Annotated in this window: 19 protein-coding genes and 2 pseudogenes; 3 read left to right on the top strand and 18 right to left on the bottom strand. The window is 69.6% G+C overall.

Features of this window, described 5'->3' with window-relative positions; translation table 11 throughout:
* Positions 1-54: 54 nt before the first annotated feature.
* The gene (locus tag ACZ6YG_RS23330; protein ID WP_466019167.1) at positions 55-1,101 is read left to right on the top strand and encodes a peptidoglycan DD-metalloendopeptidase family protein; all 1,047 of its coding nucleotides are present in this window, start codon (positions 55-57) and stop codon (positions 1,099-1,101) included.
* 143 nt (positions 1,102-1,244) lie between these two features.
* Here the strand turns inward: ACZ6YG_RS23330 and ACZ6YG_RS23325 are convergent, their stop codons facing one another.
* Positions 1,245-1,796 (bottom strand): PadR family transcriptional regulator, encoded by a 552-nt coding sequence (locus ACZ6YG_RS23325; protein WP_466019166.1) that lies wholly within the window; start codon positions 1,794-1,796, stop codon positions 1,245-1,247.
* Positions 1,797-1,889: 93 nt separating this feature from the next.
* Between ACZ6YG_RS23325 and ACZ6YG_RS23320 the strand changes: the two genes are divergently transcribed.
* Positions 1,890-3,245: a carotenoid oxygenase family protein gene (locus ACZ6YG_RS23320; protein ID WP_466019165.1), complete on the top strand. Its 1,356-nt coding sequence runs from the start codon at positions 1,890-1,892 to the stop codon at positions 3,243-3,245.
* Positions 3,246-3,641: 396 nt separating this feature from the next.
* Here the strand turns inward: ACZ6YG_RS23320 and vph are convergent, their stop codons facing one another.
* Positions 3,642-4,502 (bottom strand): viomycin phosphotransferase, encoded by an 861-nt coding sequence (vph, locus tag ACZ6YG_RS23315; protein ID WP_466019164.1) that lies wholly within the window; start codon positions 4,500-4,502, stop codon positions 3,642-3,644.
* 51 nt (positions 4,503-4,553) lie between these two features.
* A pseudogene (locus ACZ6YG_RS23310) lies at positions 4,554-4,740 on the bottom strand (IS630 family transposase); the annotation flags it as partial.
* A 266-nt stretch (positions 4,741-5,006) separates the two neighbouring features.
* Here ACZ6YG_RS23310 and ACZ6YG_RS23305 point away from each other — a divergent pair.
* Positions 5,007-5,495, top strand: a complete 489-nt coding sequence (locus ACZ6YG_RS23305) for a hypothetical protein (RefSeq protein WP_466019163.1) — start codon at positions 5,007-5,009, stop codon at positions 5,493-5,495.
* A gap of 7 nt (positions 5,496-5,502) precedes the next feature.
* On the opposite strand, the pseudogene ACZ6YG_RS23300 reads toward ACZ6YG_RS23305, so the two are convergent.
* The 15 genes and pseudogenes from ACZ6YG_RS23300 to rpsP form a co-directional block, all read right to left on the bottom strand.
* Positions 5,503-6,320, bottom strand: a pseudogene (locus ACZ6YG_RS23300) (IS5 family transposase).
* Between the two features lie 314 nt (positions 6,321-6,634).
* The gene (locus ACZ6YG_RS23295; protein ID WP_261808791.1) at positions 6,635-7,516 is read right to left on the bottom strand and encodes a tyrosine recombinase XerC; all 882 of its coding nucleotides are present in this window, start codon (positions 7,514-7,516) and stop codon (positions 6,635-6,637) included.
* 154 nt (positions 7,517-7,670) lie between these two features.
* Positions 7,671-7,889, bottom strand: a complete 219-nt coding sequence (locus tag ACZ6YG_RS23290; RefSeq protein ID WP_466019162.1) for a hypothetical protein — start codon at positions 7,887-7,889, stop codon at positions 7,671-7,673.
* A gap of 36 nt (positions 7,890-7,925) precedes the next feature.
* Positions 7,926-10,061 (bottom strand): DNA-processing protein DprA, encoded by a 2,136-nt coding sequence (gene dprA / locus ACZ6YG_RS23285; protein WP_466019161.1) that lies wholly within the window; start codon positions 10,059-10,061, stop codon positions 7,926-7,928.
* Positions 10,062-10,087: 26 nt separating this feature from the next.
* Positions 10,088-11,767, bottom strand: a complete 1,680-nt coding sequence (locus ACZ6YG_RS23280) for a YifB family Mg chelatase-like AAA ATPase (protein WP_466019160.1) — start codon at positions 11,765-11,767, stop codon at positions 10,088-10,090.
* On the bottom strand, positions 11,768-12,121 hold the full coding sequence (locus ACZ6YG_RS23275) for a YraN family protein (RefSeq protein WP_148033772.1): 354 nt from the start codon (positions 12,119-12,121) through the stop codon (positions 11,768-11,770).
* A 174-nt stretch (positions 12,122-12,295) separates the two neighbouring features.
* A complete protein-coding gene (locus ACZ6YG_RS23270; protein WP_026215037.1) occupies positions 12,296-12,619 on the bottom strand; it encodes a DUF2469 domain-containing protein in 324 nt (107 codons plus the stop codon).
* Positions 12,620-12,658: 39 nt separating this feature from the next.
* Entirely contained in the window at positions 12,659-13,327 is a 669-nt protein-coding gene (locus ACZ6YG_RS23265) for a ribonuclease HII (protein WP_148033773.1), read from the bottom strand.
* 39 nt (positions 13,328-13,366) lie between these two features.
* Positions 13,367-13,957, bottom strand: a complete 591-nt coding sequence (lepB, locus tag ACZ6YG_RS23260) for a signal peptidase I (protein WP_148033774.1) — start codon at positions 13,955-13,957, stop codon at positions 13,367-13,369.
* Positions 13,957-14,835 carry a signal peptidase I gene (gene lepB / locus ACZ6YG_RS23255; RefSeq protein WP_219546585.1) on the bottom strand — a complete coding sequence of 293 codons (879 nt, stop codon included), beginning with the start codon at positions 14,833-14,835 and terminating at the stop codon, positions 13,957-13,959. Before lepB (ACZ6YG_RS23255) ends, lepB (ACZ6YG_RS23260) begins: the two co-directional genes overlap by 1 nt.
* 140 nt (positions 14,836-14,975) lie before the next feature.
* The gene (gene rplS / locus ACZ6YG_RS23250; RefSeq protein ID WP_148033776.1) at positions 14,976-15,335 is read right to left on the bottom strand and encodes a 50S ribosomal protein L19; all 360 of its coding nucleotides are present in this window, start codon (positions 15,333-15,335) and stop codon (positions 14,976-14,978) included.
* 136 nt (positions 15,336-15,471) lie between these two features.
* The gene (gene trmD, locus ACZ6YG_RS23245; protein WP_466019159.1) at positions 15,472-16,251 is read right to left on the bottom strand and encodes a tRNA (guanosine(37)-N1)-methyltransferase TrmD; all 780 of its coding nucleotides are present in this window, start codon (positions 16,249-16,251) and stop codon (positions 15,472-15,474) included.
* A complete protein-coding gene (rimM, locus tag ACZ6YG_RS23240; protein ID WP_148033778.1) occupies positions 16,248-16,751 on the bottom strand; it encodes a ribosome maturation factor RimM in 504 nt (167 codons plus the stop codon). The genes trmD and rimM overlap by 4 nt, the downstream gene beginning before the upstream one ends.
* Positions 16,752-16,822: 71 nt before the next feature.
* Positions 16,823-17,068 (bottom strand): RNA-binding protein, encoded by a 246-nt coding sequence (locus ACZ6YG_RS23235; RefSeq protein ID WP_148033779.1) that lies wholly within the window; start codon positions 17,066-17,068, stop codon positions 16,823-16,825.
* A gap of 1 nt (position 17,069) precedes the next feature.
* Entirely contained in the window at positions 17,070-17,510 is a 441-nt protein-coding gene (gene rpsP / locus ACZ6YG_RS23230) for a 30S ribosomal protein S16 (RefSeq protein ID WP_148033780.1), read from the bottom strand.
* Positions 17,511-17,656 lie beyond the last annotated feature (146 nt).

Here is a 17,656-nt window from a genome sequence, read left to right as displayed (position 1 = left end):
CAGAACCGCGTTCGCCCCAGGACCGCCGCCCCGCTGAGCCGCACACTCACGTGCATGCCTCCCCGCATCGCCATGGCCATCCCCCTCCTGGTTGTCGCCCTTTCCGCCGCCGCACCCCTTGTCTCGGCGAACGCCGACCCACACGTACCCGCCGCAGCGTCCATGCCCCGCGGCGCCCGCCCTCCCCTCCCCGCACCCATCCGCGCCGGGACCCTCCTCGCACCACCGCCCGCGGCGACCCGTACCGCGCTTCCCCTCACCGAACCATCCGCAACCCACCGCACCGGGATCCCTTTCCGCACACCATCCGTGGCCCGTGGCACCGGGTCGCTGTTCGCCGCACCTGCTGGCAACGCCTGGCGATGGCCCCTGGACGGCACTCCCGAGATCCTGCGCCGTTTCTCCCCGCCGCCGGCCCGTTGGCTGGCCGGTCACAGAGGCGTCGACCTCGCTGCACCACCTGCCGCCCCGGTCCTCGCCGCGGGTGCAGGCTCGGTCGGCTTCGCGGGCTCAGTAGCAGGCCGAGGCGTCGTCACCGTCAACCACGAGGGCGGCTTGCGCACTACGTACCTCCCTGTGACCCCGGCAGTCCGCCCGGGCGACCCGGTGTCAGCAGGCGATCTCCTGGGCACCCTCGCCCCGGCCCCGCCGCACTGCCCGGAGTCCTGCCTCCACTGGGGGCTCCGCGACGGCCTGACGTACCTCGATCCCCTCCTCCTGCTGACCGGTACCCGCATCCGCCTCCTGCCCTATTGGGAGTCCGAGCCCGCCACCGCGATCCCGGCCCAAATCCCACCACCCGCCACCGCGATCTCAGCCCAGGTGCCGACACCGGCCGCCACCTCGTCAGCTCTGCCCACCGGGTCCCCGAACCGGCTCCCGGCCTTCCTCCCCCGATCCGCCGCCACCCCGCCACCAGGCCCCCTCGCCCTGACGGCCCTCGCCGCCCTCCTCCTGCTCGGCCTCGTCCTCCGCCTGCTCCGTACAAGAGCCCGCAGGCGCCGATCACGGGGGAAGCACGCAGTCCGCTCTCCGGCCACCAGAGGCCAGCACAGAAAAGAGCCGGATCGCCCAGCCCCGGCAGCGAAGGGCGACAGCTGAGCGAACAGGCGATGACCATGGCAGCCCTCACCCAACAGCCACCATCACCCGGGACCCACACGTGATCGCAGACAGACAGACCCCGCAGGCCACCAACAGGCCCTGGCCATCTTCATCACCGACCAAATGATCGCCGGCGAGAGTCACCCCGAGGCTTTCATGCCCCCGCGGTCAACCTTGTCGAGCTCGCCGAGAGCCCAGACGGCCCAGTCCCGGGAGGCCTCGTACTGGCGCAGGCCATAGCCGGCGGCAAGCCAGCCGAGCTCCAGACGGCCCTCCGGGGAGATCGGCGTCTCGCCGGACACGATGTCCCTGAGCGGGGCGAGCTCCTCCTCACACCGCGCGGCCACCTCATGAAGGATCTTCCGGGCGTCGCCGGGATCGAGCGCGGACAGCAGGAAGAGCCTGAGCACCCCCTCGTTGCGCACCGTGCTGCCCTCCCACGGTTGGCGCAGCCACGCACGCAGCTCCTCGAGTCCAGCGGCGGTGAGGGTGTGGACGCGGCGGCCCCGCGCGCCTTCCTCGGCACGCTCGACCAGGCCTTCGTCGACGAGACGGGCCAGCTCTGGATAGATCCGGTTGTGACCGGCCTGCCAGGCGTACCGGCCGAGGTCGCCCTCGAACGCCTTCGCCAGTTCGTACCCGCTCGCCGGCTGCTCCGCCAGCAGGCCGAGCAGTGCGTATCGCAGCGCCATGCCGCCGACCTTATCACTCCAATTGGACATGTCAATATTGACATGTCCAATTGGATACGTGAAGACTGGTGAGCAGCATCGAGAGGAACCCACATGCCACAGACACCCGCCCACATGACCGGCCACCTGGCCCCGGTCCCGGATGAGATCGACGCCGCGGACCTGCCCGTGACCGGCACGCTGCCGCCCGAGCTCAACGGCCGCTACATCCGCAACGGCCCCAACCCGCTGCCGGGAGAGCCGTCCGACCACTGGTTCCTCGGACACGGCATGCTGCACGGCGTACGGCTGCGCGACGGCCGCGCCGAGTGGTACCGCAACCGGTGGGTCCGCACGGCGTATCTCGCCGGCCGACCGGAGCTCAGGCCGGACGGCACCCCCGACCTGTCCATCTCGGCCGCGAACACGCACGTCATCGGCCACGCGGGCCGCATACTCGCGCTGGAGGAGGGCGGCCTGCCGTACGAGGTCACGCCGGAGCTCGACACGGTCGGCGCGCACGACTTCGGCGGGCGGCTCACCACCGCCATGACCGCGCACCCGAAGCAGGACCCCGCGACGGGCGAACTGCACTTCTTCGGGTACGGCATGGTCCCGCCCTACCTGACCTACCACCGGCTCGACGCGTCAGGCGAGCTCGTGCACAGTCGTGAGATCACCGTCCCCGGGGGCACGATGATGCACGACTTCGCCATCACCGAGCACCATGTGGTCTGGCTCGACCTTCCGCTCACCTTCCGGCCGGAACTGGTCGGCAAGACCATGCCCTACCAGTGGGACGACGGATACGGCGCCCGCCTCGGCGTCATGCGCCACGACCGGCCCGACGCCCCGGTGCGCTGGTTCGACGTCGATCCCTGCTACGTCTTCCACGTCGGCGACGCTCACGAGGACGCGTCGGGCCGTATCGTCCTCAACGCCGTCCGCTACGCCCGCGCCGACTTCACCGCCCTTTGGAGCACCCCCGACATCACGGACGACCCGGCGGGGCCCGCCGCCGCTGCCGCCGCCTCCTCCGCCTCGGCCCTGCTGCACCGCTGGACGCTCGACCCGGTGACCGGCGTGGCCAAGGAGGAGACGCTCGACGACCGCTCGGTGGAGTTCCCGACACTCGACGACGAACGGGTCGGCCGGGGCGCGCGCTATCTCTACGCCGTCGCCGGCCCCGAGATCGTCAAGTACGACCTGTCGGGCGGCGAGGTCACCGCCCACGCCCTGCCCGAGTGGACGAGCACCGGCGAGGCGGTCTTCGTGCCCGCGACCTCCGGGCCCCGCCGTGAGGACGACGGCTGGCTGATCACCATCACCACCACCCTCGACGGGAGCGCGTCCCGACTCCTCGTGCTCGACGCCTCCGACGTCGCCGCAGGACCGGTGGCGACCGTCCGCCTGCCACGCGGCGTGCCGACAGGCTTCCACGGCACCTGGTTCCCGGACGAGCCGTCCTAGGACCCCACGTCCAAGCCCGCCACGAGGTGTGCGATCGGCCCGAGGCTCCGGGCCGATCGCAGGCATCCTCCCGTCCCTGAAGGACCGGGATCCCACGGACGCCCGCGAGGGTTCCCCTTTCACAACCGGTCGCCCGTGAAGGCTCCCCCTTCACAACCGGTCGCCCGTGAAGGCTCCCCCTTCACAACCGGTCGCCCGTGAAGGCTCCCCCTTCACAACCGGTCGCCCGTGAAGATTCCTCCTTCACAGCTAGTGCTGTGACCGGAAACGATCACCGGGTTATTGCAGGCATGAGCTCCTTTGCAGAGGCTCGTCCGCGTCTTCGGGGATCGGGTGCTGTCCGTCAACACCAGTGAGGGGAGTAGACGACGATCACGGTGGCGCCGGGGGACGGATTCAGCGGTAGCCGATCAGGCCGTCCGCTAGTTGTTCTTCGTCGCCGTCCCGGTGCGCGGATAGAGCCTGCTGCAGGGCGAAGGTTGTGCGGATGATGGCGATGCGGGTGGCCATCGTGCTGTCCGTCCAGCCGCCCAGTGTCAGTACCCGATTCAAGAAATGCGTGCCGTAGCCGGCCTCAACGGCCGCAAGGTCCTCCGCGGGATCACCGATCGTGACCTCATCCCAATCGATCACCCCGCTGAGCACGGGCAATCCGTCATGGCACTCCCATAGGACGTTCTCGGCACCGAGATCACCGTGGACCACCGCATCGGTGATGTGGGGAAGGCCGTCGAGCGCCGCGAGCTCTCGCTCGGCTCGTCGACGCCCGCCATCGGACATGAGCCCGAACAGTTCGGCGCGGACGTCGGCTGCGAACCGCCGCCATCGATCTTGTGGTGCCGGCAGGGCCGCTCGCACGTTCTCCTCAGTGCCGATCCTGGCCAACTCGGTAAGCAGCGTGACGTACTGCGCCGCCGCGGCCTCGGCCACCGGGGGGTCTTTGAGTGCTTCGACCCCCAGCGGGGCTCCGGGAACGCGGCTGAGGACCAGGAACTGCGGCTGGTCTGTGCCCTGAGTGTTGCTCTCCGGCAGTGGCCGAGGCGTGCGGAAGCCGAGATCGAATCCGGCTAGCAGGCGCAAGACAGCGGCCCTGCGCGGCAGCCGGGTGGCCGCAGCCTCGGTGCGAGGCAGGCACACGACACGGTCCGCGCCGATCACTACCTGGTGGAATTGTCCTTGGCGGACGGTGAGATCCTCCGGTTTCACCGCCGGCAGTAGTCGGCTCAGCAGCGCGTGATTCGTCTGCAGGATCTGCATGGGGTGCGAACGGTCCTTTCCTTCAGCGTGGCGAGAGTACCGAGCGGATGGTCATGCGGCGGATGCCAGCGTTCGGCCACCCCCGCGGATTGCCTTTCTCGCCGCGGATAAGGGCGCGTTCGCGTCGTTGCGCGGCCAGCACGTCGGGATGACGAGCGTGAGCGTTACGCCAGCGCAGGTAGGCGTGCCGTGCGCGGGTCTGCACGGTGTGGTTGGGATGGTCGCAGTTGGCCAGGGTTGGTTCTGATCGCTGGTTCAGTGTCTTGGTTGTCGCCACCGAACCAGCACACCACCGAACCGTGCGTTGTCGTGCCGCGTTTCAACGGCGGCCCGCTTAGAGGTCCTAACGGAATGAGTCTTGACCGGCTGTACATCCATACTTCGATGCCGATCGAGATGTCTGGAGCCTAGGTTCCGGTCCTAAGCCGTTGTCGGTTTGCGCCGGGTCGGGGTCAGTGAGTGTGTCCCGTCCGGCCGTGAGACGCGTTGAGCTGGAGGCCGTAGATGTCCGATGAGATTCCGACCACTGATGATCGTGAACCGGTGCTGGTCGTGTCGTTGATGATCGACCACGTACTCGACCTGGCAGCGACGTGGACAACGTGGGACGGTCACCCGGTGCGCGCCGGTGATCGGATCTACACCCCGCACAAGGCCATCCGCCGAGTCGCCGATCACCTCATCGATCATCTCGCCGAGGTGGACGCACGGCTGGCTGGCAACCCCACGATTCCTGATCGCTGGCATGCGTCAGTGAGCACAACTCCTGGCGATCTGGCGCCCTTCACTGACCAGGACCTGGACGAGGCCAAGAGCCGGCTCACCCGGCTCAGCCAGATCTGGACCAACCGATTGACCGCGCTCACCCTAGACCAGCTCGACCGATCGCCCGGCGCGGGCTGGACATTCCGACAGATAGCGTTCCACCTGGCAGGCTCGGCGTACTACGCCGACGCCGTGGGGGACCTATCGGCGGTTGGATCCGATCGCTGACTTGTTATCAACTGCTCGTGAGCCGTCGCCAGCAGATGATCGCAGCGGCGAGGGTCATGAAGGCTTCGTGGATGTCGTCGCGGATCGCCCAGCGGATGCGCAGGCGGCGGAACCAGTGCAGCAGGGCGATCGTCTGCTCGATTACCCAACGATGTGCACCCAGGCCGGAGCCGTGCCCGGTACCCCGGCGGGCGATGACCGGCTTGACGCCTGTGGCCCACCACATCCGGCGGTACTTGTCATGGTCGTAGCCCCGGTCGGCGTACAACGCCTTCGGGCGTTGACGTGACCGGCCGCGCCGGCCACGTACCGGCTGGATCGACCGGAGCAGCGGCATGACCTGGGTGACGTCGTTGCGGTTGCCGCCGGTCAGGCTGAGGGCGAGCGGGATGCCGTTGCCGTCGGCGATGACGTGGTGCTTGGAGCCCGGCTTGGCACGGTCGACCGGGCTCGGACCCGTTTCGGGCCACCCTTCAGCGCCCGGATGTGGGAGCTGTCGATCACCGCCTTGGACCAGTCCAGCTTGCCCACGGTATGCAGTTCAGCCAGCAGGAGTTCGTGCAGCTTCTGCCACACCCCGGCCTGATGCCAGTCCCGCGGTCTCCGCCAGCAGGTCATCTCCGAACCGAAGCCCAGCTCTTGAGGCAGGAACTCCTAGGCGATACCGGTGTAGAGCACGAACAAGATGCCCGACAGGACCCTCCGGTCATCCAGGCGCTTGCGGCCCGGATGATCAGTACGGCGCGGCACGACCGGCAGCAACGGTTCGATTCGAGCCCACAGCTCATCCGAGATGATCCACGGTGGCTGCTCGCCCTTCCTCATACCGGTGATCAACCTGAGAGCGATCACCAGTATTCCTAGATCATTTTGTTAGGACTTCTTAGCGGCGAATCGTCTGCCCCTGCCCTGCCGCGCAGAGGTCCGCTTCCTCCCCCACATGAAGACGGCGTTTTCAAAGAGAACTGATGAAGATCTCCGGTAGGCGGTCGGTCAAGACGAACCACCTGCCGAGGACCTCCCATCGGCAAACACCAGTACTCAAAACCAGAGCCGGCACCCGTGACACGAGCGGCGACCCGAACGCTCGGGGGCAGGAACCAGAGCGGAGACCGCGTGGCGGTGCGGTGCCCGGGTGGTCAGGCTCGGGGGTGGGCCTGGTTGTAGGCGCGGCGGAGGCGGTCGATCGAGACGTGCGTGTAGACCTGGGTGCTGCTGAGCGAGGCGTGACCGAGGAGTTCCTGGACGCTGCGCAGGTCGGCCCCGCCTTCGAGCAGGTGGGTCGCGGCGCTGTGCCGCAGCCCGTGCGGCCCCATGTCAGGAGCGCCTTCCACCTGCCGCACCCGGGCGTGGACCACCCGTCTGACCGTGCCCGCGTCGATGCGCCCGCCGCGCACCCCCAGGAAGAGCGCCGGACCGCTCCCCTCACGCATCAGCAAGGGCCTGCCGTGCACGCACCACCTGTCCAGCGCCTGCAGCGCCGGAGCGCCGAACGGCACCGCCCGCTCCTTGCGCCCCTTGCCCAGCACCCGCACGACCCGCCGATCCCGGTCCACGTCGTCGACGTCCAGCCCGCACAGCTCACTCACCCGGATCCCCGTCGCGTACAGCAACTCCAGCATGGCCTGATCGCGCAGATCCTTCGGCTCCCCGGTGGGTGACGTGTCGAGCGCCTGGCGCGCCTGTTCCTGATCGAGTACGGCGGGCAGCGCGCGTGGAGCCTTGGCCGTGCCCAGTAGCAGTCCGGGATCGTCGGGGAGCCACCCGCGCCGATGGCAGAAGGCGGTGAACGTCCGCAGGCACGCCGTCCGCCGGGCGAGCGTGGCGCGGGCCTTGCCCTCGTCATGTTGCGTCGCCAGCCATCCCCGCAGCGCGCTCACGTCCAGGCCGTCGATCGTGCCGCCGAGGTGTTCGAGCAGCGAGGTCACGTCACCGGCATAGGCCCGGACCGTATGCGGCGAGAGGTCCCGCTCGAACCGCAGGTACGACTCGAACTCACCGATCACGTCGTTGACGTCCACAGCGCCTCCACCGTCAGCCACCCCTCAATCTTTCCCCATGGCGATTACTCCCCTCCTTCCGAAGAGAGCGCTTCTCGCTCGATCGCTCCCGTGATGTCGCGAACGCAAACCCTGAGACCTGGTGTTGACCCCTGGCCGACTGGCCCAGCCGGGCTCACCGCCCTGCGCCGTTCAACGACAGTTCGATCCCACGCATCGTCGGCACGCCGCCGGCTCCCGCATTCCAGCGATCTCCCAGTCCTTCGTCGATAGGGAAAACCCCAGCGACCGCCTGCTCGGCGGCGCAGTAGTCATCGAGTCGCCTCAGGCGGTGCCGGCCGTCGCAGGAGTCGATGCTGTGGCCGTCGCAGGAGGCGACACCGAAGGCGAACATGAGCAGCGATCCTGATCCCCGCGTGACCGCGTGCGCTCATTCGCGAGCCGGTCGTGGTCGCGGGATCAGGCCTCCGGGATCAGCGCACTCCTCCGACGAAGCGGAAGGTCCGGCCAACGCACTCGGACAGGCCAGCGTCTCCGGAACAGCGCCTGCGATCTCTTCCGGGCATACCGAGGACTCCGACCGCGAACCCCGATCCAGAAGCCCACCCACCCAATCGGAGGATTCCGACGCCCCGCCCACAGCCGCCCCCAGACCAACCGAGGACGCGCACCCCCCGGCCGAGGGCTGTCCCGCCCAGTCCGGCGACGCCGGAGCCTGCACAGGACACTCCCCCACACGGACCGACGCCCCAGCCCCAAACTCCGCCGAACCGACCGGCAATGCCGAAACACGGGAGGGAGCCCTACCCATATGCGCTGACGACGAGGCCCCAGCCGGAAACGCCCCCGAGCTGACCGGCGTCGCGGAGGCATGCACAAGACACTCCTCCGCACGGGCAGACGCCCCAGTCCCAGGCTCCGCCGAGCTGACCGGCGAAGCCGAAGCCCGCACAGGACACTCCCCCGCACGGGCAGACGCCCCAGTCCCAGGCTCCGCCGAACTGACCGGCGAAGCCGAAGCCCGCACAGCGCACTCCCCCGCACGGGCAGACGCCCCAGTCCCAGGCTCCGCCGAACTGACCGGCGTCGCGGAACCCTGCACAAGAGACTCCTTCGCGTGAACCGATGTCCCAGCCGCGGATTTCCCCGTACTGACGGGTGATCCCGGACCGTGAAAGGAAGGTCCCTCCGTGGGAGCCGATGGAGCCGGAGCGCCTGCCGCGGCCGAGCGGGACGACGGCTCCGATCCCGCCGGTTCCGTCGGCACGCCGCAGGGATCAGGCATGGACGGCACCACCTCCGGGAGCTCTTCGGGTACGCCGGAGTTGCTCGCCGAGGACGCTTCCCTGGGCGGATTCGGTACGACGCCGAGGTCGTCGGCGGCGGGCGCCGGGGTGGACCGCGGAAGGGCAGGCTCGGCCTTCGGGTAGATCGGTGAGACCGGGCGGCGGGCGCGCCAGCCGCCGGCGGTGCGTTCGATGTAGCCGGTGGCCGCCAGGGAGCCCAGAGCGCTGAGGGCCGTGTTGAGGTCCACGCCGGCGGTCACGGCGATGGTGGCGGGGCCCGCGCTGATCCTGGCCGGGACGGCGTCCAGGACGCGCTTGGTCTGCTCCGGCAGAGAGTCCCGGGGAAGGGCGGGGGCCCGCAACGCGGGGGCGAGGTCGTCGCCCATGACGCCGACAAGTTCGATCATCTCTTCCGGGGTCGTGACGCAGACGGCCTTGCGTTCGCGCAGGAGACGGTGGCAGCCGTCGGACAGGGCGGAGGTGATGGGGCCGGGGACGGCGCCGAGATGCCGGTCGAGCGTGAGGGCGTGGCCGGCCGTGTTGAGCGCGCCGCTGCGCAGGGCTGCCTCCACGACCAGGGTGCCCCTGGACAGGGCGGCGATCACGCGGTTTCTGATCAGGAAGCGGGACCGGGTCGGCCGGACGCCCGGCGGGCATTCGCTGACCAGCACGCCCCGGTCGCGGGCTCCGGCGAACAGGGAGCGGTGCTCCGCCGGGTAGCAGTAGTCGACGCCGCAGGCCAGGACCACCACCGTGGGGCCTCCGGCGGCCAGCGCTCCCCTGTGGGCGGCGCCGTCGACGCCGAAGGCGCCGCCGGACACCACAGTCCATCCGGCCTCGCTCAGCCCGATGCCGAACTGGGCGGCGACGTGGACGCCGTAGGAGGTGGCGGCTCGCGCGCCGACCACCGCGACCGAACGCAGGCAGGAGAAGCGCAGGTCGGCCGTGCCATGGAGCCAGAGGCCGAGCGGGCGGCCGGAGCCGAGCGCGTCCAGCTGGGTGGGCCATTCGGCGTCGCCGGGGATGACGAGCCTGGCGCCTGCCCGCTCGCCCGCCTCCAGGTCGGCCGCGGGGTCGCAGGCCGCCAGGCGGGCGTGCCAGCTCTGGAAGCGGCCGGCCAGCTCTTCGGCGAGGGCGAACCCGGGTGGCGCGGCCCTCTCCCGTACGGCTTGAAGCGCTTGGACGGCGCCCAGGTGGGACACGAGGGCGCCCATGACGGTGTCGCCGGCGTCGGCGGCGCGCATGAGGGCGGCTCTCGCCTCGTGATCGGGGGTGCTCATGGTGATCCTCCGGTGGCGGATGGCTGTCATGGATTGAGGCCGAGCCAGAGGGCCAGCGCGGCCGAGGTCTCGTCCTCGTCGGGGCGGGGCTTGCCCGCCAGGTCAGCGAGCGTCCAGGCGACGCGGACGACACGGTCGAGGCCGCGGGCGCTCAGGGAGCCGGAGTCGAGGCAGCTCGTCATGGGCTTCATGGCGGCGTCTGACGGCCGGAACCGGGAGTGCAGGGCCGCGGAGGGGACTTCGGCGTTGGTCCGCCATGGCGTGCCGGTGAGGCGTTCGGCGGCGCGGGCGCGGGCCGCGAGAACGCGCCCTGCCACGGTCTCGCTGGTCTCGACGAACTGCCGGTCGGCCATCAGCTCGCGTCTGGACGAGCGCGCCACGGTGACCTTCATGTCGACGCGGTCGAGGAGCGGGCCGGAGAGCCTGCTCAGGTAGCGGCGCCGGGTGGTGGGCGAGCACTGGCACTCTCCGCCCTTGTCCTGCGGTTGGGCGCACGGGCAAGGGTTGGCCGCCAGCACGAGGATGAAACGCGCGGGAAAGGTGACGGAGCCGATCGACCTGGACACGGTCACCTGCCCGGACTCCAGCGGCTGCCGCAACGAGTCGAGCACGTGGGAGGGAAACTCGGGCGCTTCGTCCATGAACAGGATGCCCCGGTGTGCCAGGGAGACCGCGCCGGGACGGACGACCGAGCTGCCGCCGCCGACGATCGCCGCCGCCGTGGCGGTGTGGTGCGGGCTGATGTACGGCGGACGGAAGACCATGGGGCTGTTGGGCGGGAGCGCGCCGGCGACGGAGTGGATGGCCGTGACCTCCAGGGCGTGATCGAGCTCCAGGTCGGGGAGCAGCGTGGGCAGGCGCTCGGCCAGGAGGGTCTTGCCGGTGCCGGGCGGGCCGAGCATCCACAGGTTGTGGTTGCCCGCGGCGCAGACCTCCAGGGCGCGCCTGGCCATGGGCTGGCCGACCACGTCGGACAGGTCGACGTGCGGCTGGACGGGCGGGGACGGCCGCGAGTGCCCGGACGCCCCGAAGCGGTCGGGCGTCCCGGCCGACGTCAGGGGGTGGCCGTGCGCCCCGAAGCGGTCGGGCGTCCCGCCCGGCGTCAGAGGGCGGGCGGGCGGCCCGAAGCGATCGGGCGTCCCGCCCGGCGTCGGAGGGTGGGCGGGCGTCTCGATCGACGACGGGAAGTCGTCCGCGCGGAGCCACTCCACAAGGCGGCGCAGGTCGGGCACCGGGATCACCCGCACGCCCGGGACCAGGGCGGCCTCCGCGGCGTTGGCCGCCGGGACCACGACGGTGATGTCGTCGCCCTCCTTGGCCGCGCTCAGCACGGACGGGAGCACGCCGCGCACCGGGCGGAGGCGTCCGTCGAGGCCGAGCTCGCCGAGGAAGAACGGGCCCGCGATGCGGCTCGCCGGGACCACCCCGGCGGCGCCGAGGATGGCCACCGCTATGGACAGGTCGAACTGGCTGCCGCGCTTGGGGACGCTGGCGGGGAACAGGCTGACCGTGATGCGGGCGTCGGGCCACGGGAAATGACTGTTGACCATGGCCGAGCGGACCCGCTCTCTGGCCTCGCTCAGCGCCGCGTCGGGCAGCCCGATGAGGTGGATGCCCGCCAGGCCGTTGCCGACGTCGGCCTCCACCTCCACCGAGCTGCCCGTGACGCCGACCAGGGCGACGCTGCGGGTGCGTGCGACCGCCATCTACGACGCCCCCCGCACGTGGCGCAGGGAGTAGTCGCCCGCGAAGCGGTCCAGGGCGATCACGTCGATCCTGACCGTGGCGTACGTGCGCGACTCCGCGGCCAGCCACTTGGCGGCGAGTGCGCGCAGGCGGGCCAGCTTGGCGGGGCGCACGGACTCCAGCGCCGTGCCGTGCGACATGCTCGATCGGGTCTTGACCTCGACCACCACGAGGGTGGGGCCGTCCTCGGCGATGATGTCGATCTCGCCGTGGCGGCAGCGCCAGTTGCGCTCGATGATGGTCATGCCCTCGGCACGCAGGTAGTCGGCGGCGAGTTGCTCGCCGTGCCTGCCGAGTTCGTTCTTCGCGGCCATGTGTGCCACCTCCGGGCACTGACCTTCGCGCACGGGGGCCGCCGCGTCCGGCCCCGAACGTGGCTCTGGGGACAGCGAGGGCGAGCGCGGGCACCCTGTGGACAACCCAGAAGACCCGCACATACGACGAAGGGGCGCGAACAGCTCGCGCCCCTTCGTCAACCTGTCACGCCGCTAACCGGAGAAGCCCTCCTTGGGCATCTCCAGGTCGGCCTTGGCCAGCTCTTCGACGTTGACATCCTTGAACGTGACCACACGGACGTTCTTCACGAACCGCGCGGGCCGGTACATGTCCCACACCCACGCGTCCTGCATCTTCACGTCGAAGAACACATCACCGTTCTCCGCCGTGCGTACGTCCAGATCGACCGAGTTCGTCAGGTAGAACCGCCGCTCCGTTTCCACCACGTAGGTAAACAATCCGACGACATCGCGGTATTCGCGGTAAAGCTGCAGCTCCATCTCGGTCTCGTACTTTTCGAGATCCTCTGCGCTCATCGCGGTCCTCCTGTCGTACCGGTCCCCCGGCGTGCCTGATCAGGCAACCCCGGCCCCCATTTCATTCTCGCCCATCCCCCTAGCCACCGTGACGAAGGAGTAACGGTGGTGCGGGCACGGGCCGTGCGTTTCGAGTGCGAGGCGATGCTGTGGCGTGACGTACCCCTTGTGCTCGGCGAAGCCGTAAAGCGGGAACTCCTCGTCGAGCGCGGCCATCAGCCGGTCCCTCGTCACCTTCGCCACTATCGACGCGGCCGCCACGCAGGCGGCCACCTGGTCCCCCTTCCAGACCGCCAGCGAAGGCGCCGGCAGACCCGGAACCGGGAAGCCATCGGTGAGGATGTATCCCGGATCGCAGGTCAACCGCGCGACCGCCCGCCGCATTCCCGCCACGTTGCACTTGTGGAGCCCCCTGGCGTCGATGACCTCCGGAGGGATGACGACGACGCCGACGTGCGCGGTGGCGAGGATGAGGTCGTGCAGCCGCTCCCGCACGGCGGGTGTGAGCAGCTTGGAGTCGCCCAGCCCCTCGATCGGCTTGCGCAGGATGACGGCGGCGACGACCAGCGGGCCGGCGCAAGCGCCACGTCCGGCCTCATCGACTCCGGCGATGGGAGTGAGGCCGCGGCGGGCCAGCGCCCGCTCGTAGGCGTAGAGCCCGGAATCACGCCGGACCACGCTCGGTCGAGGGCGGAACGCTACTGTCATGACACTGGAAGCGTACGCCCCATCCGGCGCAAACCGCGACTACTCGACCCGTGCGAAGCTGTCAGGCTTCGTGAAGATCGTGCCGCGGCCGAGCGGCCAGTAGCGGACGACCGCCGTGCCGATGACGTCGTCGACCGAGATGAAGCCGCCCCCGGGCTCCTCCATGTGGCTGCGCGCGTCGGCGGAGGCGCTGCGGTGGTCGCCCATCAGCCAGAGCTTGCCCTCGGGCACCTTGACGTCGAACTCGTCGCCCGAGGGGTAGTCGTCGGGGTAGAGGTAGGACGACTCGTCGAGCGGCTTGCCGTTGATGGTGATGCGCCGCTTGGAGTCGCAGCACTTGACCTGGTCGCCGCCGACGCCGATCACCCGCTTGATGGTGTCTTCGCCGTTCCAGCCCTTGAACACCACGATGTCGCCGCGCCCGGGCGGCCCGGCGAGCTTGTTGACGAACACCCGGTCGTTGATCTTGAGGGTGTTCTCCATCGACTCCGAGGGGATGTAGAACGATCCGACCACGAAGGCCTGCAGCAACAGGGCGATGCCGATCCCCGTGATCAGCAGGAGGACGGTCTCCCGGAAGCCGCCCTTTTTCTTCTTCTCCAAGGACTCCGCCTTCTCGGTGGCGGCCATCAGCGCTTACTCCGCAGCCAGCGCCTACGGACCAGAACCAGGGGGACGGCCAGCGCGAACCCGGCGACCAGCGGTGTCGCGCCGCTGAGCGCCTGGAGCGCGGGCTGTGCGAACGTTTCGGGGATGGGGATCGTGGTGGCCCGGGAGAACGGCCAGACGATGACGAAGGCCCGCCCGATGACCTGGCTCTCGGGGATGGATCCGCCGCCGGGATCGCCGGTGTGGGAGCGCGAGTCCATGGAGACCTGCCGGTGGTCGCCCATCACCCACAGGTGGCCGGGCGGCACGTCGGTCTCGAACTCCTCGCGCGAGGGCAGGTTGCCCGGGTAGAGGTATGAGCTCTCGTCGAGCGGCACGCCGTTGACGGTGATGCGCTGCTGCTTGTCGCAGCACTCGACGTGGTCGCCGCCGACGCCGATGACCCGCTTGATGTAGTCCTTCTCACCGGGCACGATGCCGAACGCGGTGCCGACCCACCGGAAGAAGCCCTCGACCGGGTTGCTCGGCTCCTCCATCTGGAACTCGCCGTCCCAGGAGTTGACGCCGGAGAAGACCACGACGTCGCCGCGCTCGATGTCGCGGGTGTGGTAGACGAGCTTGTTGACGAGGACCCGGTCGTTGGTGAGGAGGGTGTTCTCCATCGACTCGGACGGGATGTAGAACGCCTGGATCACGAAGGTCTTGATGATCAGCGCGAGGGCCAGTGCCACGACGACCAGGACGGGGAGCTCCTTCCAGAAGGAGCCCTTCTTTTCCTTCTTCTGGTCTTCGTCGGGCTTCCCGCCTTTTGCCGGTTGGTGAGTCTCTTCGGCGACCACGTCCACCTCGTCCTCGACAGGGCGGCGCGACGCGCCGTACTCCTGGCTCTCGCTAGTCATCGGTGATGAGCCTAGATGATGTGTCGGCTCGACAAGCCTCGACCGACGTTACACCGGGCACGAGTCGCTCCACATAAAGGGAAGGCCCCCGCAAAGGCGGAACGGCCCGCCCCACGGGGCGGGCCGTTCGGACGCCGGGCTCACTTGACGGGCGTCTCACGCTTCTCGCGGATGCGGGCCGCCTTGCCGCGCAGGTCGCGCATGTAGTAGAGCTTGGCGCGGCGCACGTCGCCCCGGCTGGCCACGACGATCTTCTCGATCACCGGGCTGTGCACCGGGAAGGTGCGCTCGACGCCGACGCCGTAGCTGACCTTGCGGACGGTGAAGGTCTCGCGGGCGCCGCCGCCCTGACGGCGGAGCACGAACCCCTTGAAGACCTGGACGCGGGAGCGGTTGCCCTCGACGACGCGTACGTGGACCTCGAGCGTGTCACCGGGACGGAAGTCCGGGACGTCGCTGCGCAGGTTGGCCTTCTCAAGCTCCTGGATCTTCGTGTGCATGAGAGATGCTTCCTCAAGTCTCGCGAGCACGCGGAGGTCCACCCGGCCTGGGCTCATGGCGGACGCGCCTGCTGATTCGGTGAACCCGGGAAGCTTCCCGGGCATGCTGACCAACCACATGGCAGTTGGCGACGCTTCAGTTTGCCACATCTTCCGGAGGGACGCGAAACGCCAGCTCGTCGAGGAGCCGCCGGTCGTGCTTGTCGAGCGTCTCGGCGTCGATCTCCGCCAGCAGCTCGGGCCGGGTCTCGACCGTACGGCGGAGCGCCTGGTCACGGCGCCATCTGGCGACCTTGCCGTGATGCCCGGACAGCAGCACCTCCGGCACCTCGTGACCCCGCCAGACGGGCGGCTTGGTGTAGACCGGGCCTTCGAGCAGGTTGCGCATGGCCCCGGGCGCGAAGGAGTCGTCGACGGCGGAGCGGACGTTGCCGAGCACGCCGGGCATCAGCCGGCCGATGGCCTCCACCATCACCAGCACCGCCACCTCGCCGCCCGCCAGCACGTAGTCGCCGATGCTCACCTCGTCGACGCGCAGCCGCGAGCCGTACTCGGCCATCACCCGGGAGTCGATGCCCTCGTAGCGGCCGCACGCGAACAGCAGCCACTCCTCCCCCGCCAGCTCCTGGGCCAGCTCCTGGGTGAACGGCCGCCCGCTCGGCGTCGGCACGATCATCCGGGGCCCGCCGTCGCCGATGACGTCGTCGATGGCCTCGCCCCACACCTCCGGCTTCATCACCATGCCGGGGCCGCCGCCGTAAGGGGTGTCGTCGACGGTCTTGTGGACGTCGTGCGCCCAGTCGCGGAGCTGGTGGACGCGGACGTCGAGGGTGCCGCGCTCGCGGGCCTTGCCGATCAGCGAGACGCCGAGCGGCGCGAAGTATTCAGGGAAGATCGAGATGATGTCGAGCCTCACAGCAGGCCTTCCGGCGGATCGACGACGAGCTTGCCGCCCTCCAGATCCACGACGGGGACCAGCGCCTTCACGAACGGGACGAGCGCCTCCTCGCGGCCGCCGCCGCGCCGCACCACGAGCAGGTCCTGGCCGTGGTGGAGGACGTCGGCCACCTCGCCGACGGTCTCGCCGCCGGTGGTCTCGACCGTGAGCCCGATGAGCTGGTGGTCGTGGAACTCGTCGGGGTCGTCGGACGGCTCGACGTCCGAGGAGTCGATGACGAGCAGGGTGCCGCGGAGCTCCTCGGCGCTGTCGCGGTCGGTGACGCCGGCGAGGGACAGCAGCAGCGCGCCCTTGTGCCAGCGGCTGCTCTCGATCACCAGCGGCCCGCGCTCGGGCGGGTCGGTCGTGAGCGCGTTGCCGACGGCGAAACGCAGCCCGGGATCGTCGGTGCGCACCTCCACGGTGACGTCACCGCGCACTCCATGGGCACGGCTTATCCGGCCGACGACCAGCTGCACGTGAACCTTCCCTCTCCACAACCACGAGCGCCCCCACCGGGCTTACCGATGAGGGCGCGCGAAACCTGACGTCAACGGACCGCTTCGTGCAGGTCGAGCAGGTCGACCCGGACGTACTTACCGTCGGCCAGGGCGTTCACGACCGTGCGCAGAGCCTTGGCGGTGCGCCCGCCGCGGCCGATGACCTTGCCCAGGTCGTCAGGGTGCACTCGGACCTCCAGGACGCGCCCGCTGCGGATGCGGCGTGCGCGGACCCGGACATCGTCGGGATGTTCGACGATGCCCTTCACGAGGTGCTCGAGTGCCTCCTCGAGCACGTCAGCCCTCGCCCTCGGACGGGGTCTCGGCGGGGGCCTCGGCCTCGTCCTTCTTCTTGGACCTCTTCGGCGTCGTGGCGGTGGTGGCGGTCTCGCCACCGGCCAGGGCCTCCTTGGCGGCGGCCTCGTAGACGGCGTGCCTGTCGGGCGCCGGCTCGGCCACCTTGAGAGGCGCCGGGGCGGGCTCGCCCTTGAACTTCTGCCAGTCGCCGGTGAGCTTGAGCAGCTTGAGCACCGGCTCGGTCGGCTGCGCGCCGACACCCAGCCAGTAAGCGGCACGCTCACCATTGATCTCGATGCGCGAAGGGTGTTCCTTCGGGTGGTACAGACCGATCTCCTCGATCGCACGGCCGTCACGCTTGGTGCGGCTGTCGGCGACGATGATGCGGTACTGAGCGTTGCGGATCATGCCGAGCCGCTTGAGCTTGATCTTGACTGCCACGGGTGTGGTCTCTCCTGCGTTCACAGACACGAGTGAGCGGCTTCTCATCGAGTGGGGCACGATGCGAGCCCGCTCAAGGGACAAACGTGACCTGCGGGAGGTGAGAGGGCACCCGCCTGGTCACGGTGTTCCAACATGTCATTGTG

It is taken from the genome of Nonomuraea sp. NPDC054003 (assembly GCF_055585125.1).
Note: the sequence above shows the minus strand (reverse complement) of the source record. Positions and strands in the feature narration are given on the sequence as shown.